General features: G+C 32.7%; 16 protein-coding genes. 1 reads left to right on the top strand and 15 read right to left on the bottom strand.

Going from position 1 to position 16,481, the window contains the following annotated elements:
- Positions 1-59: 59 nt before the first annotated feature.
- Positions 60-410: an arsenate reductase family protein gene (locus tag ACHRVL_RS04380; RefSeq protein WP_395410630.1), complete on the bottom strand. Its 351-nt coding sequence runs from the start codon at positions 408-410 to the stop codon at positions 60-62.
- A gap of 79 nt (positions 411-489) precedes the next feature.
- Between ACHRVL_RS04380 and ACHRVL_RS04385 the strand changes: the two genes are divergently transcribed.
- Positions 490-945, top strand: coding sequence for a DinB family protein (locus ACHRVL_RS04385; protein ID WP_395410631.1), 456 nt, complete (start codon positions 490-492; stop codon positions 943-945).
- A gap of 27 nt (positions 946-972) precedes the next feature.
- On the opposite strand, the gene ACHRVL_RS04390 is transcribed toward ACHRVL_RS04385, so the two are convergent.
- The 14 genes from ACHRVL_RS04390 to ACHRVL_RS04455 form a co-directional block, all read right to left on the bottom strand.
- Positions 973-1,461 (bottom strand): septal ring lytic transglycosylase RlpA family protein, encoded by a 489-nt coding sequence (locus ACHRVL_RS04390; RefSeq protein ID WP_395410633.1) that lies wholly within the window; start codon positions 1,459-1,461, stop codon positions 973-975.
- Positions 1,462-1,552: 91 nt separating this feature from the next.
- Positions 1,553-1,975, bottom strand: coding sequence for a hypothetical protein (locus ACHRVL_RS04395; RefSeq protein ID WP_089057133.1), 423 nt, complete (start codon positions 1,973-1,975; stop codon positions 1,553-1,555).
- Between the two features lie 103 nt (positions 1,976-2,078).
- A complete protein-coding gene (locus ACHRVL_RS04400; protein WP_395410635.1) occupies positions 2,079-4,733 on the bottom strand; it encodes a TonB-dependent receptor in 2,655 nt (884 codons plus the stop codon).
- Between the two features lie 332 nt (positions 4,734-5,065).
- Entirely contained in the window at positions 5,066-6,709 is a 1,644-nt protein-coding gene (gene pgi, locus ACHRVL_RS04405) for a glucose-6-phosphate isomerase (RefSeq protein WP_395410636.1), read from the bottom strand.
- Between the two features lie 124 nt (positions 6,710-6,833).
- Complete coding sequence (locus ACHRVL_RS04410; RefSeq protein ID WP_395410639.1) at positions 6,834-7,166, bottom strand: hypothetical protein; 333 nt, start codon at positions 7,164-7,166, stop codon at positions 6,834-6,836.
- A gap of 44 nt (positions 7,167-7,210) precedes the next feature.
- The gene (locus ACHRVL_RS04415) at positions 7,211-7,339 is read right to left on the bottom strand and encodes a hypothetical protein (RefSeq protein WP_395410641.1); all 129 of its coding nucleotides are present in this window, start codon (positions 7,337-7,339) and stop codon (positions 7,211-7,213) included.
- A 190-nt stretch (positions 7,340-7,529) separates the two neighbouring features.
- Positions 7,530-7,832: a hypothetical protein gene (locus tag ACHRVL_RS04420; protein ID WP_395410642.1), complete on the bottom strand. Its 303-nt coding sequence runs from the start codon at positions 7,830-7,832 to the stop codon at positions 7,530-7,532.
- A gap of 18 nt (positions 7,833-7,850) precedes the next feature.
- On the bottom strand, positions 7,851-9,071 hold the full coding sequence (locus ACHRVL_RS04425) for a peptidoglycan DD-metalloendopeptidase family protein (RefSeq protein ID WP_395410644.1): 1,221 nt from the start codon (positions 9,069-9,071) through the stop codon (positions 7,851-7,853).
- 31 nt (positions 9,072-9,102) lie between these two features.
- Positions 9,103-10,035, bottom strand: coding sequence for a tryptophan 2,3-dioxygenase family protein (locus ACHRVL_RS04430; protein WP_395410645.1), 933 nt, complete (start codon positions 10,033-10,035; stop codon positions 9,103-9,105).
- Positions 10,032-10,805, bottom strand: coding sequence for a DUF3108 domain-containing protein (locus tag ACHRVL_RS04435; RefSeq protein WP_395410647.1), 774 nt, complete (start codon positions 10,803-10,805; stop codon positions 10,032-10,034). Before ACHRVL_RS04435 ends, ACHRVL_RS04430 begins: the two co-directional genes overlap by 4 nt.
- 299 nt (positions 10,806-11,104) lie before the next feature.
- A complete protein-coding gene (gene hppD / locus ACHRVL_RS04440; RefSeq protein WP_395410649.1) occupies positions 11,105-12,265 on the bottom strand; it encodes a 4-hydroxyphenylpyruvate dioxygenase in 1,161 nt (386 codons plus the stop codon).
- Positions 12,266-12,458: 193 nt separating this feature from the next.
- The gene (locus ACHRVL_RS04445; RefSeq protein WP_395410651.1) at positions 12,459-12,704 is read right to left on the bottom strand and encodes a four helix bundle protein; all 246 of its coding nucleotides are present in this window, start codon (positions 12,702-12,704) and stop codon (positions 12,459-12,461) included.
- A 154-nt stretch (positions 12,705-12,858) separates the two neighbouring features.
- Entirely contained in the window at positions 12,859-14,016 is a 1,158-nt protein-coding gene (locus ACHRVL_RS04450; RefSeq protein WP_395410653.1) for a homogentisate 1,2-dioxygenase, read from the bottom strand.
- Between the two features lie 260 nt (positions 14,017-14,276).
- The gene (locus ACHRVL_RS04455; RefSeq protein ID WP_395410655.1) at positions 14,277-16,466 is read right to left on the bottom strand and encodes a patatin-like phospholipase family protein; all 2,190 of its coding nucleotides are present in this window, start codon (positions 16,464-16,466) and stop codon (positions 14,277-14,279) included.
- Positions 16,467-16,481: the final 15 nt, after the last annotated feature.

Here is a 16,481-nt window from a genome sequence, read left to right on the forward strand (position 1 = left end):
TTTGAAGTCTTGCGCTGTAATTCAATAATCTGTGTAATTGTATAATCGAGGAAAAAGCCCTAACTCAAAACTTTTATAACTTCTGTAATATTTTTTTGGCTGTTGCCGATGTAAATTTTTCCGTCAATAATAAAAACCGGACGACTTAAGAAAGTGTAATGTTCTAAAATGTACTTTTTAAAATCGGCTTCAGTCAGTGATTTGTTTTTTAAATCCATTGACTTGTACAATTGTGCTTTTTTGCTAAATAGTGCTTCATAGCTTCCAGAAAGTTTATGCATTTCCTCAAGTTCCGTTTCGGTAATTGGGTTTTGTCTGATGTCTTGAAAAACTAAATTATGATTTTCTGGTAAACTTTTAATGATTTTTCGGCAAGTGTCGCAAGAAGCTAAATAATATATTTTGTTCATTTTTCTACAAATTTGTTAGACTGCAAAGAAAAATCATTTAAAACTTAAAAATGACTAATTTTATAAAAAAAATATATTTATGAAATCAGTTTTTGACGTACAGAAAACCATTAGAGAAGTTATTTTGAAGATTTTAGATAATTATACATTAGAACAATTAAATAAAATTCCAGAAGGATTTAGTAATAATTTAATTTGGAATGCAGGACATTGTTTATCTGTTCAGCAAGCTTTAGTTTATAAATTATCAGGTTTGCCGGGAAATATTTCTGAAGAGTTTATGGCAAAGTATAAAAAAGGAACCAAGCCAGAAGGCGATGTTTCTCAAGATGAGGTTGATGAGATTAAAAGGCTTCTTTTGTCAACGTTAAAACAAGTTGAAAGCGATTTTGAGAAAGGTATTTTTGTTAACTATATGGAATACAGTACAAGTATAGGTTATACTTTAAAGAATATTGAAGGAGCTTTAGATTTTAATAATTATCATGAAGGACTTCACACGGGAGTTATGATGAGTATTAAAAAGTTTGTATAAAAAAATCCCGCTCACAGCGGGATTTTTTTATTCTATTATTGTTTCGATTGTTACTTTCATTGCACCGGCACCTTTGTTTTTGGTAATTTCCATAAAGGCTCGTTTTGAAAGGTCGATTTCGCGAGTTTTTACAAATGGACCGCGATCTGTAATTTTTACAATTACAAATTTTCCGTTGGCTTCATTAGTTACTTTAACTCTTGTGCCAAAAGGAAGTTTTTTATGTGCAGCAGTATATTTACTGTTGCTGAATCTGCTTCCGTCAGCAGTTTTTCTACCGTTAAAACGATCTGCATAGTAGGATGCGTGAGCTGTTTTTTTGTATAATTTTAGTTTTAAGCCTTTGTCTGTAAAAACAGAGTCGGTTGGCATAGCCATTATGCTTGGTCTATTGTTTTTTACAGTGTCTTGAGTTGATTTTTGTTCAATTACTGGTTTTGTTTGGCTTATAATGTAGGTAAAGCAACTTAAAAAAGTTATTGCAAATGTGGTAAGTATGATATTCTTTTTACTCATGATTTATTTTTTTTCAGACTTGGGGGAGTTTGTACAAATAATATGCCGAGATAAAAAAAGCCCTATTTTTCTAGGGCTTTAATTGGTGTTTTTAGAACCAAAGGTTCCATGGAATTCTACTTAAAATAAGTAATAATCCTAATCCGTAAAATATAGCAAATGTTTTAAATTTTGCTTCGCTGTTGATTAGCTTTTTATGTTTTGACCATCCAATAGTAATTAAAACGATGGCGATAATATTGATCAGCGGGTGTTCTAAAGAAGTTAATCTAAGTTCAGCATTAGACATTTGTCCAAAAGCTGCTTTTCCTAACGGAGACACAAAATAAAGGATTAAACCAATCAACAATTGTGTATGAGTTCCGATTAAAGCAAATAAAGAAATCTTTCGATCCTTTGCTGTAAATTCTTTTTTAGAAGAGAAGCCGATAATAGCATTTATTACTGCAATTGCTAAAAGCAATAGTGCTAAATAGGCCCAACCTGAGTGAAATTTTTGTAAAAAATGGTACATAAATTAAATTTTTATTGAAACAAATATAACAAAAATGGGCAATAAAAAACGGCATTAAACTTAAAAGTCAATGCCGTTTTTTCTTATTTAGTTTGGTTCTTTATTAGAAATTGTAGCGTAAGCTAAAGTTCCAAGTTCTTCCTAAACCAAAGTATCCTGTGTTTGCAACGTTAATTCCTTTGTAGTTGTTTGAAGTAGGTGTTACAGCTGTAGCAGTAGTTAATTCAGATAAATAAACTTCATCAAATACGTTGTTAACATTTACTCTAAATCCGATAGAATCGTGTTTTCCTTTTCCAATAAACAATTTGTATGAGATACCTGAGTCAACTAAATCGTAGCTTGGTAATTCTAAGTTGTTTTTTACAGCACCAACATTTGAGTATAATTTGTCATAATATCTCCAGTCAGCATCGATAGAAAGGTTTTTAACAAATTCATATCTGAAACCTAAACCGTAAGTTACTTGAGCACCATCTCCAACTTTTCCACCGTCAACATCTTGTTGAACTTTGTCTAAAGTAGATAAGCTTTCGTCTCTAGTTGTAGTTACTGTATTACCTTTATATTGCCAGTCACCAACTGATAAGAATCCTGTTAAGTTAAGATTATGAGTTGGTTTTGCAACGAAATCTAACTCTACACCAGTATGAACCTGCTCAACACCTTCGTTAGTTTTGTAAATTAAATCTCCTAACTGTAAAGATGGATATTTAACAACATCAGCAGCAGTAGCAGTAGTAGATGTAGTTGTAACTCTGTCTTTCCAAGAAGTTCTGTAAGCATTAACACTTGCAGTTACTATTTTTGAAGCGAAAGTATATCCAGCTTCAAGACCAAATATTTTTTCGTTTTCAGTTAATGGGTTTACCGCATTTGTAAAGTTCAAATAGATGTTATCGTGGTATGGTTGACGAGAATAGTAACCAGCATTTGCATAAATTGTATGTTGTTCAGCAATTTTGTAGCTAGTTCCTCCTTTTACGTTATATCCTACGTTGTTAACTTTTTTAGAATCTTGATTCTGTGGCAAGTAATCGAATCTGTCAACTCTGCTATGAGATTGATTTGAAAGCGATCCTTGGAAGAATGCTGAGAAATTGTCATTAGAATACTCTAACTGGCTAAATACACCACCGTAAGAAATAGTTTCTCCGTAGTCGTAGTCAATTCTTTGGTCTTCTGCAATTGTGTTGAAAGTTCCTGGCCAAGGTAATGCTCTTCCAGATTCTGTAACATAGTTACTTTTCATAGTACCACTTGGGTTGCTATTACCATCTTTAAGGTTTCTTGTGTCAGTCCAGCTTGACAATCCCATGAAGTCAGAAACTTGTCTGAAGTGTGTTCCTTTGTAAGTTCTTAAGTCAAGACCAACGTTTAAAGCTAAATTGTCAGTAAGTTGGTTTTTTAAGTTAGATACTAAACCGTACCAAGCATGGTTATTAACACTAGCTCTAATTACGTAAGCACCATTTGTACTTCTAGCGTCAGCATTTCCTTTACCGTCTACAATAGCTTGATTGCTTGCAAGGATACCGTCAAAGTTTATTTGACCTCCTGCAGGAGTAGCTGGTTTAGTACCATAGCTTCCAGTTCCTCCACCTCTTCCCCAAGATCCGTATAATACGGTAGAAAGTTGTGTTTTATCACTGATATCATAATCCCAGTTTATGTTAGCAACTGGTTTGTGGTAGTAGTTTGTTCTTTCAGATTTGTACTCTCCGTTTTGAGTACCCCAGTTATTGTTGTACTTTCTTCCGTATTTTAAATAGCTGTCAATAGATTTTGTAAAGTTTTGATCGTGCCATTGTGGAGCACCAGTTAACAAGAAGTTGAAACTGTGTTTGTCATTAGCTTTGTATCCAACAGAAATAAAGTAAGTTTGACCTTCACCTTTTGTTCCGTCATTGTATCCGTCACCTTGCCAGTGAGTAAGCATTACGCTGGTTCCCCATCCGCTTTTGCTCATACCTGTGTTGTAAGCAGCAGTAGTTTTGAAGTAGTTGTCATTTGCAACTCCTAAAGAAACAAAACCACCTTCATTCTTTTCAGTAGCTTTTGTAATGAAGTTTACGGTACCTCCTACAGAAGAGATAGCTAATTTTGAAGAACCTAAACCTCTTTGAATTTGAACTGCATTTGCAATATCAGATAAACCAGACCAGTTAGACCAGTATACTTTACCATCTTCCATTCCGTTGATTGGTTGACCGTTTAATAAGAAAGCGGTGTTATCTTGAGCAAATCCACGAACACTGATTCTTGAATCTCCGTAACCTCCAGATTGACCAGCAACATAAACAGATGGAGTATTTACCATAGTTTGTGTAATGTCTGCAGTACCAATTTTTGCTTGAATTTCTGCCGCTTTAATAGTAGAAACCGCAATAGGAGTTTTTCTATCTTTAGCTAAATCGATAATTCCTTTACCCATTACAACAATTTCTTCTAATTGGTTAGAATCAGATTCTAAAACAATTTTTCCTAAGTTAGTTGTAGCTCCTTTAGAAACTGTGAATTTTACCGTTAAGTTGTTGTAACCTAAGTAAGTGATGTATAATTCTCCAGTGTTTGTAGGTGAATCAATAGTAAATTTCCCATCAAAATCAGTAGATGTTGATGTTGTAGAACCTTTGATAACTACATTAGCTCCTGGTAATGAAACTATACCATCAGTAATAGTACCAGTAATTTTTCCCTGAGAAAATACAGTTGAAACTACCATAAAAAATAGTCCTGTAAGTAACCAATTTTTCATTTTCTTCATTTGTTGTTTTTGTTATTTGTTTTTGGCAAAATTATAACAATTAAATCAGATAGTGTTATCAAAATGTTAAGAAAAATAAGTTTTATAAAATTTGTTGCGCATTAAAATGATTTTTTCTTTTTTGTTTGCATAAAACAACGTTTTTTTGATTTTACATGCCTGTTTTTTGTTAAAATCGTAAGAATGTGTTCAATTGTGTAGTGTTAAACCTGCAAATTTTTACGATAAACTGCCGTTTTGCTGGGTGTTTATGCGAAAAAACGCCTTAAATTTTGTTAATTTAAGGCGTTTCAGGAGGTTATAAAACTCTATTTTTTAAGGTTTTATTTATTCTTCAAAAAGTGGTTCAATAAAAATGTAGTAGAACTGTCGTGATTTTTTACCGTTTTAGAGTTAATTTCATCTAAAATTGAATTTGCCAGTTGTTTTCCTAATTCAACTCCCCATTGGTCAAAACTGAAAATGTTCCAGATAACACCTTGAACAAAAATTTTGTGTTCATATAATGCAATTAATGAACCTAAACTTTTTGGTGTTAATTTTTCAATCAAAATAGTATTCGTCGGTTTGTTACCAGTAAATACCTTGAATGGTAATAAATAAGAAGCTTTTTCTTCAGAAAGTCCTTGTTTGTCAAATTCTGCTTGAACTTGTGCCGGAGTTTTTCCGTTCATTAAAGCTTCTGTTTGTGCGAAAAAGTTTGACATCAATTTATCATGATGATCTTCATTTCCGTAAAGCGGTTTTATGAATCCAACAAAATCTGTTGGGATTCTTTTTGTTCCTTGGTGAATTAGCTGAAAGAAAGCATGCTGTGAGTTTGTTCCTGGTTCCCCCCAAATAATAGTTCCTGTTTGGTAGTTTACAGGTTTTCCGTCACGACCGACACTTTTTCCGTTACTTTCCATAGTTGCCTGCTGCAAGTAAGGAGCCAATTTTGATAAATATTGTGTGTATGGGATCAAAGCTTCGCTTTCGGCTCCATAAAAATTATTGTACCAAACACTTAATAAAGCTAAAATTACAGGAATGTTTTCATCAAATTCTGTTGATTTGAAATGTTCATCCATTTCATTTGCTCCAACTAATAATTGGTTGTAATTGTCAAAGCCAATTGCAAGCGCGATACTTAAACCAACTGCACTCCAAAGAGAAAATCTTCCGCCAACCCAATCCCACATTGGGAAAATATTATCAGGATTAATTCCAAATTCGGTTACCTTTTGGATATTTGTTGAAACTGCTACGAAGTGTTTTGCAATATCTTCTTGTGAAGCCGATTTTAAAAACCATTCTTTGATAGTTTCAGAATTTGATAAAGTTTCCTGAGTGGTAAAAGTTTTAGAAACGATTAAGAAAAGTGTAGTTTCTGGATTTAACTTTTTGATTATTTCGTTTACGTGATCGCCGTCAACATTTGAAACGAAATGCGTTTTTAAGTGGTTTTTGTAAAACTGTAAAGCTTCAACAGCCATAACAGGTCCAAGATCAGAACCTCCAATTCCGATATTTACAATATCTGTAAAAGCTTTTCCGGTAAAACCTTTTCTTTCTCCAGAAATTACTTCTTCTGTAAAGTTTTTGATTTTGTTTTTTACCTCGTAAACTTCAGGAATTACATTTTCTCCATCAACTTTTATAACTGCCGATTCTGGAGCACGTAAAGCAGTATGTAAAACAGCTCTGTTCTCAGTTTGATTAATGATTGCTCCGCCAAAATATTGTGCGATTGCATCTTTTAATCCAATAGAATTTGCTAATTCTAATAATAACGAAATGGTTTCTTGGCTGATATTGTTTTTAGAATAATCAACTAAAAAGTCATTCCATTGTAAGTTGAATTTTGCAGCACGAGCATTATCTTGCTGAAAAAGTTCTTGTATTGTAGTTTCGTGAATTGCGTTATAGTGGTTTTGCAGATTTTTCCACGCTTCAGTCCCGGTTGGGTTTGTTGTGTTTAAAGCCATTTGTATTTTTATTGAAGTTTAGTTTTTTTTAGAAACACAAAAATACTGAAATAACTTTTAAAAGGGCAGTGGTTCTGGATTATATAACAAATAGTTACGAAAACGATTTATGAGATTGATGCTTTCAATTTTTGATTTTTGCTGTTATTATGACAGCACCATCATTTTCTTTTTCGTTATATATTATACGACTGCTGTTCTTGTTTAAAAAATCCAGATTTATGATCTCTGATTTTTTCAAGGGTAATAAAATAGTGTCTTGCAGTTTGTTGTATTTAAATGGAATTCCGTTTATTACGATTAGGGGAGATTCATCAATTTGATCTTTTTCAAAAGCATTATTGATTAATTCTGATGCGTAGTATTTGTTTTCATTTGAATCCTTTAAAATGAAAATCTTTGGATTAGAACATCCGAGTATTATTGTCGATGAGAATGCAAATAGTATTCTTTTCATTAATTAATTTGTGATTTGATAAAAGATGTTTTTGAATTAAAGTTTTACCAAATCTTCCACCAAGGTTTTTTGTTAACTGTTATAGTTTTTTCGGCTGTATTGATTTCTATTCTTTTTAAAGGTTCTGCTTTAATCTTAGAATCATCAAAGAATAATTCGCCATTATCACTCATTCCAATTGGAGACTTCGTTCTTTCTTTCCAGTTCTCGGTTTGTAACTCTGGGATTAAAGGTGAATTGATTTTGGTGCTGAATTTTTTTCTTGCCTTTTCGATAATTTCTTCTTCAAGATTTGAGGAAGAATTTTTAAAAAGCGAAATTGAGGTATCGGGAATATTTAAAAGAAAAACCTGTGTTTTATCTTCAATTTTTTTGAATATCTAGAACTTTAAAATAAGCAATGGAATCTAAGAGAAAATGTCCGATTTTTGCTGAATCGGGATTGAATTTTGATAAATCTTTAGGATGAGCGCTGGCAATCAAATATCTAAAATTTCCACAAAGACCACCGCCAATTGAAGTCATATCAGTAAAACCTTTTTCTTGAATAATCTGCCCGATTTTGTAATTCGAAATTAAGTTCTCTGGTAAATTTGTGTCTCTGTAAAATAGTTTTAAACCTGAAAAAGTTTCATTGTAAATTGCTTTAAGCCGAGCGTTTTTCATGTTCTCTAATTGATAAGTTTACAAATTCCCAATACTGTCCAATTCTCTTTTCAAAGGTTCGATTTGTTTCATGAAACGAGTTCTGTCACTTCCAGTCAAAGATTCACCAGTTGGTAAATTAAGTCGAAGTGCATCTACCTGAACACCGTTTTTCCAGAATCGGTAACAAACGTGAGGCCCGGTTGCAAGTCCTGTGCTTCCTACTAATCCAATAGTTTGTCCTTGTGTAACACGCTGCCCGCGTCGCACTAAAATTCGTGACATGTGTAAGTATTGAGTAGAGTAAGTTCCGTTGTGTTTTACTTTTACAAAGTTTCCGTTTCCTGCTGTGTATCCTGTAGCTTCAACAACTCCTGATGCAGTTGTTGAAATTGGAGTTCCTGTTGGTGCTGCATAATCTGTTCCTTTGTGTGCTTTCCAAGTATGTTGTACAGGATGGAATCTATTCGCAGTAAAGCGAGAAGTGATTCGGCTGAATTTGATTGGTGTTTTTAAGAAAAAGTTTTTTAATGTTTTTCCTTCGTCATCATAATACTCAATTTTTCCTGATGTGGTATCTCTTTCAAATGGAAATGCATAAACGATTTTACCTTTATATTCAAAAAAAGCGGCCTCTAGTTCTTCAACACCATCATAAGTTTTGCCATTTATAAATCGTTCTGTGAAAATTAGTCCGTAACGATCTCCTTTTTTTAGTTTAAAAAAGTCAATCGACCATGAGAATACTTTTGTAATTCTGCTGGCAAGTGCTGTTTCTACACTCTCATTTCCAAGAGTTTCAGATAGTGAGCTTTTTAAAACGCCGCCAATAATTTTACGCTTTAAAGTAACAGGTTTTACTTTTTTATATGCTTTTGCGATGCTGTCTCTTAAGTCAATTACATAATAAGATAATGCGTCTGGCTGATAAATAAATACTTGTAATTTGTTAGTTTTATTTTTAGCTCTAAGTAAAGTAAACGGTTTATTGTAGCGAATCGATCTTACATTAAAAGAATCTTTTACTTGTTCTACAATATTATGAACTTGTTTGTCGCCAATATTTTGGCCTTGAATTATTGAGCCGAAAGAATCTCCTTTTTCGATAGTATCGTTAACCACATTGAAGTCAGCATAATTAAAACCAAATTCTACTTTTTTGGTTTTTGGTTTAATAGTTTTTGTTTCAACCTTTTCGGCGGTTTTATTGCATGAAAATATTGAAAATAATACTATTATAATTACGAATGCTTTTTTCAAACTTTTAAATTTTTTGGGAAACTAAAGTAGTTTATTCGTTCCCCCAGTTAGACAATTCATCTTCGGTCCACAATTTAGGAAAAAAGATGCGTCGTTGGTATTTTGGGTGCATATATTTTTGCCAGTCGCTTCCGCCTGTTGCTTCTCCCGTTCCTTTTCCGCTTTCTAAGATGTATTTTCTTGCAGTGTTTAAATGCTGCATTACCCAAGTAATATTTACGGTTTTATCATAGTGACGCATGGCTGCGATTAAATCACTATTTTGTTGATCTTCGATTGGTAATTGAGAGAATTTCTGCCAAATGTTTTTCGTTTTAAACGAAGTCATTTGTCTTAAAAACGGATCCTTGTATTTTTTTTCAAACTCATTTAGCAAATAAGATTTTTCGCCAGTTTGATAATCTTTTCCTGCGGCCTGCCAATATAAATGCTCAAAGCTTATTTCAAGAGCTGTGTTTTCGTCAAAATTTGCTTTGTATCTGCGGTCTGTTAAATTAATAACATCTGTAGATGCAAATTCGATCAATCTGTATTGCGCACTTTGAAAACCGCTGGCAGGAGTAAGTGTATTTCTGAATTTCATGTATTGATCTACTTCCATGCCGTTCTCCATAATACTGAACGAATTTGTAAGCATATCAAAATAACGTGTGATTCTTGAAAGTCTTTCGCTGAAAAAATCGGCCTGAATGTTTTCTGTATCAGCAATTTGATCGATTTCCCACAAAATCATTTTAAAGATTAATTCGTTTACCTGATGATACATGATGAAAACCATTTCGTCAGGAAGTGTGGTGCGTTGTATTTGTAGATTTAAAAGAGCATCAGTTTGTATGTAATCCCAATATGTAATTGGTTTTGACCAAAGCAAACCTTCTAACTGAACCTCAGTTTTTTGATTTATTGCTTGAAATTTAAGGTCAATTTCTTTTAAAATTGATTCTGAATGATCAGTTAGGTTCATTTCTTTTTAACTTTAAGCGGATTTTTTAATCCTTTATATTCATCAAGATCTGCTTTTAGAGATCCAACGGCAAGATCTGCTTTGATTCTGATTGGTACTTTGTTGTCGTCGTCTGTAATCCAGAGCGTTAAGCTTTCCTTTTCTTTAAAGACTCTTCCTGTTTGCACAAGAGGTTTGAAAACCATTGTTGAAACGGTTCCAAATTTAGTCGTAATATCTTGACGGCCTACATATTTTAACTTAAATTTTGTGATTTCATCATCAAAAAACATATCAATTGTAATGGATTCGCCTGATTTTAGTTTGTCGATATTGGGATGGTTTCTTAAATAATAAAAAGACGAAACAATGTCTTGTACATTGTTATTAATTACAATTGTTTTTTCAGTTTTTCGTTTGTAATCTTTTACTAAAACTCTGTTCTCGGCTTGATTAAAGAAACCTTCTTGATTTTTAGTGTAGCCGCCTTCGTCAATTTTGCGAACATAACGATAAGGGCTTCCAGTTTCTTTATCAAAATAACTTTCGTATAAATCTTCGACTTTAAAAAAGAATTTTGACATTCCAGTTGTATAGCCTTTTCCTATGGCGTGATGAACTTTTTTGTTATTTATTGTAGCATCTTTAATCTCAAGAGTCGCATATCCGGCATTTACAATTCCGTAATGAATTCTGAATTTGAAGTATTCTCCAGTATCAAAAGCGTCTTCTTTTTGAGTGTCAAAACTAAATGTTGTTAGAATTAATATAATGAGGACGAACTTTTTCATAGTACAATTTTTACATTTCATAATAAAGGTAAATAAATGCAAATTCTATTCCAAATGTACCAAAACAAAAAAACTCAGTCAAGGAATGACTGAGTTTTTATGCTATTAACTAACCAAAAAACTATAAATTATGAAATTTATATCAAATTAGAAGGAAACCACCCCTTCTTGATTTGCGAGTGCAAAGATAGATACAAAGTGCATAAAAAAAATAGCAAATAGTAAGTTTAACATAACATTTGCATAAAAATCATCATTTTACAGAGATTTTTTTTGCATAATGTAAAAATAATGCAATTTTACAAAGTTCCTCTCAATTCCTGCTCTCTCTCAATTGACTCAAACAGAGCCTTAAAGTTACCTGCACCAAACCCTTTTGCACCCATTCTTTGAATAATTTCAAAGAAAAGTGTCGGTCTGTCTTGAACTGGCTTAGTAAATATCTGTAAAAGGTAACCATCTTCGTCGGCATCGACCATGATCGCTAACTTTTCAATTTCGTTAATGTCTTCTTTCATCATATCCATATGTACTCCTAATCTTTTTGGAATTGCTTGATAATAGGTATGAGGAGGAGCTGATAAGAATTCAACACCGCGTGCTCTTAGCTGTGATACTGTTTTGATGATGTCATCTGTAGCAATGGCGATATGCTGAATTCCAGGTCCGCCATAAAAATCTAAATATTCTTCAATTTGCGATTTTTTCTTTCCTTCGGCAGGTTCGTTAATTGGAAATTTGATTCTTCCGTTTCCGTTTGACATTACTTTACTCATCAACGCAGAGTATTCTGTAGTAATTTGTTTGTCATCAAAAGATAAGAAATTTACGAATCCCATTACGTCTTCATAGAATTTTACCCAAGTATTCATTTCATTCCATCCCACATTTCCAACCATGTGATCAATATATTTTAATCCCGTTGGCTCTGGGTTGTAATCTGATTTCCATTCTTTATAGCCCGGTAAGAAAACACCGTTGTAGTTTTTTCTTTCTACAAAAATGTGAACCGTTTCGCCGTAAGTGTAAATTCCTGAACGAACTACTTGACCAAATTCATCTTCCTCAACAGTTGGTTCCATAAAAGAACGTGCGCCGCGTTTCATCGTTTCTTCGTAAGATTTTGTAGCATCTTCAACCCAAAGAGCCGCTACTTTTACACCGTCACCATGTTTTTTCAAATGCTCGTTAATTGGAGAATCTGCTGTTAACGGAGTTGTCAAAACAATTCTGATTTTGTCTTGTTTCAAAACATATGATGCTCTGTCTTTAACTCCAGTTTCTAATCCAGCGTAAGCCAATGACTGATATCCGAAAGCGGTTTTATAATAATGTGCAGATTGTTTTGCATTTCCAACATAGAATTCTACATAATCTGTTCCTAATAATGGAAGGAAATCTTGTGCTCCTTCAAATATTTTCTCTAATCCGTATTCTACTGATTTTACTTCTTTACTCATAATTAGATAATTTGATAATGAGAAAATGAGATAATTCTTGAAATGCATTAATTTTCTAATTGACACATTTTCTAATTTTCTAATTCCTCTTAGATGTTGATATTATTTTATTTAAAATTTTTAAAATTTCTGAGAGATCATTTAATAAACGACTACACTTTGGATATTCGCTATGTGCATCGCATAAAAACAACTAATATTCTGTTTCGTCAGCTTCTTTAATCGCAATTTTTAATTTATGAATAAAATCTGCTTTACTTTCTGCGTTTTGTGATTCTTTTGAGTTTGCTCCAATTGATGTTCCACTTTTTAATAATTGATTTGCGATTACGAATTTCTTTTGATCTTGAAGTTCAGTCGTGTAGTCAATTATATTTAATGCAAAATTGAAAGTTTTTATTAAAAGAGCGTTGTCTTTATATTTTTCGTTAAAAGTCATTTGTTTAATATGATAATTAGAAAATTTGATAATGAGATAATTTATTTTGTAGGTTTAAAATTACAATATTTAATTGTCTAATTTCCAAATTGACACATTTTCTAATTAAAGAAATTTTCTAATTATCTAATTGACATATTGCCACATTAAAAAATTACTCCGTCCACGATTTATAGTACTGTCCATCATCAAGGCCCATAGCTTCTTCGGTAACCATTAAAGGTCTGAAAGTATCAACCATAACGGCTAATTCCTGAGTTTCTTTATGACCAATACTGCGTTCCATTGCGCCAGGCGCTGGTCCGTGTGGAATTCCTTTTGGATGTAAAGTAATATGTCCCTGCTCAATATTATTACGGCTCATAAAATCGCCATCAACATAATACAGTACTTCGTCTGAATCTATATTGCTGTGATTGTATGGCGCTGGAATTGCTTTTGGGTGATAATCGTAAAGTCTTGGGCAGAATGAACAAACAACAAAAGTTGCTGTTTCAAAAGTTTGATGTACTGGAGGCGGTTGGTGAACACGCCCAGTTATAGGTTCGAAATTGTGAATTGAAAATCCGTATGGGAAGTTATATCCGTCCCAGCCTACAACATCAAACGGATGTGTAGCATAAACCACTTCGTGAATCATGCCTTCTTTTTTAATCTTAATTAAAAAATCTCCTTTTTCGTCGTAGGTTTCCAATTCGTTTGGCAAAATAAAATCACGTTCACAAAATGGAGAATGTTCTAAATGCTGACCTGATTGATTTTTGTATCGTTTTGGAGTATAAAATGGAGAATAAGATTCTACATAAAATAGTCGGTTGTCTTCTGTTTCAAAATCAATTTGATAAATAATACCTCTTGGAATAATTAAATAGTCACCATATTCAAAAGGAATATTTCCTAACATGGTTCTTAGTTTTCCTTTTCCTTTATGGATGAAAAGCATTTCATCGGCATCGGCATTTTTATAGAAATAATTTCGAAGCGATTTTTTTGGCGCAGCCAAACCAATAATACAGTCTTTATTGACTAACATTGCTTTTCGGCTGTCTAAAAAGTCGTTTTCTGGTTTTAGTTCAAAACCTTTAAAAAGTAATGATTTTATATTTTTTCCGATTGCAATTTTTGGTTCAACCGAATAAGAGTTTAAAATTTCTTTAACCTGAGTTGGTCTGTGAACATGATAGGACAAAGACGAATGTCCGTGAAAACCTTCGGTTCCAAACAATTGTTCATAGTAAAACCCTCCGTTTGGCTTTTCGAATTGGGTGTGTCTTTTTTGAGGAAAATCTCCAAGTTTATGATATAATGGCATGGCTTTTCAATTAGATAATTTTTAAATTAATTAGATAATTCGAAAATTTTGAATTGTGTGAACAGATAATCAAGTCAACTTTAGTTTTGACTAATTATCTCAATTCGATAGCTTCATTCAGGATTTCTCTTGATGAGGAATTGAAGATACTCTAATAAACCTGTCCATTTAGTTTTCATTATAACAAATGTCGTAATTTTTATTGATCAAAATTACATATTATATTATTTATAACATAAAATATTTCGAAAAAATCGAAATTAAAATAAAAAACCTATACTAAACCAAGTGAAGCTCTTTGACATTTCTGGCGACCAGGATTGTTTAATTTCGATTGGGCCAATAATCGTTTCGAGTCCATAACCTACAGCATAACCAGAATATTTTGGCATTGAAATCCAATCGACCGTACTAAAAATGTCATCGCCTAAGTTGGCATAATTGGCCGAAAGATTTACGTGATTTTTCTTGAAAATCTCATAATCAAGCGTGATTCCCGTTTTTATGAAGCTGTTTCCTGCAATACTCAGAAAGTCATAACCGTAAAAATAATTGAAATTATTTATTTTGTTATATCCATATCCTCCTAGAATATAATCGAAAAAAGGCACGCTGTCATTTCCAAAAGTTAAACCAGCATCGGCGTCTATTTTAAAAGTAAGCTTTTTGAATATAGTGTTTACATATGAAACCTCTGCTTTTGCCATCGAAAATGGTTTAAACAGATTAGTATAATTTGAAGATGCTAAATAAGTTTGGAGATCTGTCGAGAAATACAATCCTGAATTTGGGTAATATTTGTCATCAAATGAATCGTATTTTAGGTAGGCAAATGCACTTAGATAACTGCTTTTGTCAATTACATTGTCAATATTTGCAAGTGTTGGGGAGCTTATTTTAAGATATTTATATTCAAGTCCACCGCCCATTAAAAATTTCTGTACAAAAATGGTTTGAAAATAAGCTTGATTGCTTAGATCCATGAAGTCGACATTGATAAGGTTTACATTCGGATTTTGAGCTGTTAAAGTACTTATATTGGTCGTTACATTTCGATTAAATTGATTTAATCGAGAGCGAAATCCAAAACTAATATTAAAACCGTTTTCGACATAATAGTTAAAATCATATCTAAAATTATCTCCTAAAATAATATCCATTGAAGTAACATCATTTTTTAAGAATGTTTTTTTATGCGTAAGATTCAATAATATGCCGCTTTTATACAAGCCGTCATAATGAAGACCAAGTTTTAAATAGGTCTGTGTTGGGTTTTCTTTAAGCACAAGATCTAAGTCGTCGCTTTCTCCATTCGGTTCTAAACAGTATGATATTGTACTAAAGTTTTGAGTTGCATTTAAGTTGTTGATTCCAGTTTTAAGATCAGCATATGTAATCGTGCTTTCTGGTTTGAAGCGAAGTTTTCCTCGAATATATTCTTTGGTATAATTTTCGAGATTGTCACTGTTTATTTTTGCGATTTTAAGTGTATCCGAAGCAATTTTTAGTTTCGGTTTTTTATAAAAATTATCTTCGTTTACAAGCGATTTTAATTTTTCATAAACAGCAAAAGAAGCTTCTTCTCCTTTTCGAATAATTTCTTCTCCTTTGTCAAAAGAGATTACGCCATAATCACGAATGTCTGGTTTGATGTAAATGTCAGTATCTTTTACTTTACTTTTCATTTTCTCAATAGATTGCAGATTGGTGATCTGAACCAAGATTCGAGTTGCGTTTTTTAGGTTTTTTCTATTCAATAAATCATCCTGAACATCGACACCAATAATAATGTCTGCACCAAGATTACGAACTTCTTTTATAGGATAATTGTTTACAACACCTCCGTCTACTAATAAATTTCCGTCGATTTCAACAGGTGTAAATAACGATGGAAAAGCGGCACTTGCCATCATGGCTTGCACTAGATTTCCTTTGTTAAGTAATACTTCTTCGCCGGTTTCAATATTGGTTCCAATACATAAAAACGGAGTAGGAAGTTTGTTGAAGTCGCGAACGTGACGAACATTTCGAGTTAGACTGCTTAGTAAATTGTAATTATACATTCCTTTTGAAAGTGCCTCAGGAATACCTATTTTAAAATTACTGAATGGTAAAACAATAGCGTACAATTCGTCATTTTTCTTTCCGTAGAAGTTTTTTGAAGAACGCGGAATATAATCATTTATTAGTTCGTCGAAATTAGTTCGTTTAAAAATCGAGTCAATTTGCGAAGCATTGTAGCCAGAAGCATAAAGTCCGCCAATTACAGATCCCATACTGGTTCCGCCAATATAATCAATTTTAATTCCAGCTTCTTCAAGCACTTTTAAAACTCCAATATGTGCAAAACCTTTGGCACCGCCGCCGCTTAATACCAATCCAATTTTTGGTCTTTTAATACTGTCTCTTTTATTTTCCTGTGAAAAAGATTTTTGCGGAGTCAGTAACAAGAGTGTAAAAAGTAA

This window comes from Flavobacterium sp. FlaQc-28, assembly GCF_044007415.1.
Taxonomy (GTDB): domain Bacteria; phylum Bacteroidota; class Bacteroidia; order Flavobacteriales; family Flavobacteriaceae; genus Flavobacterium.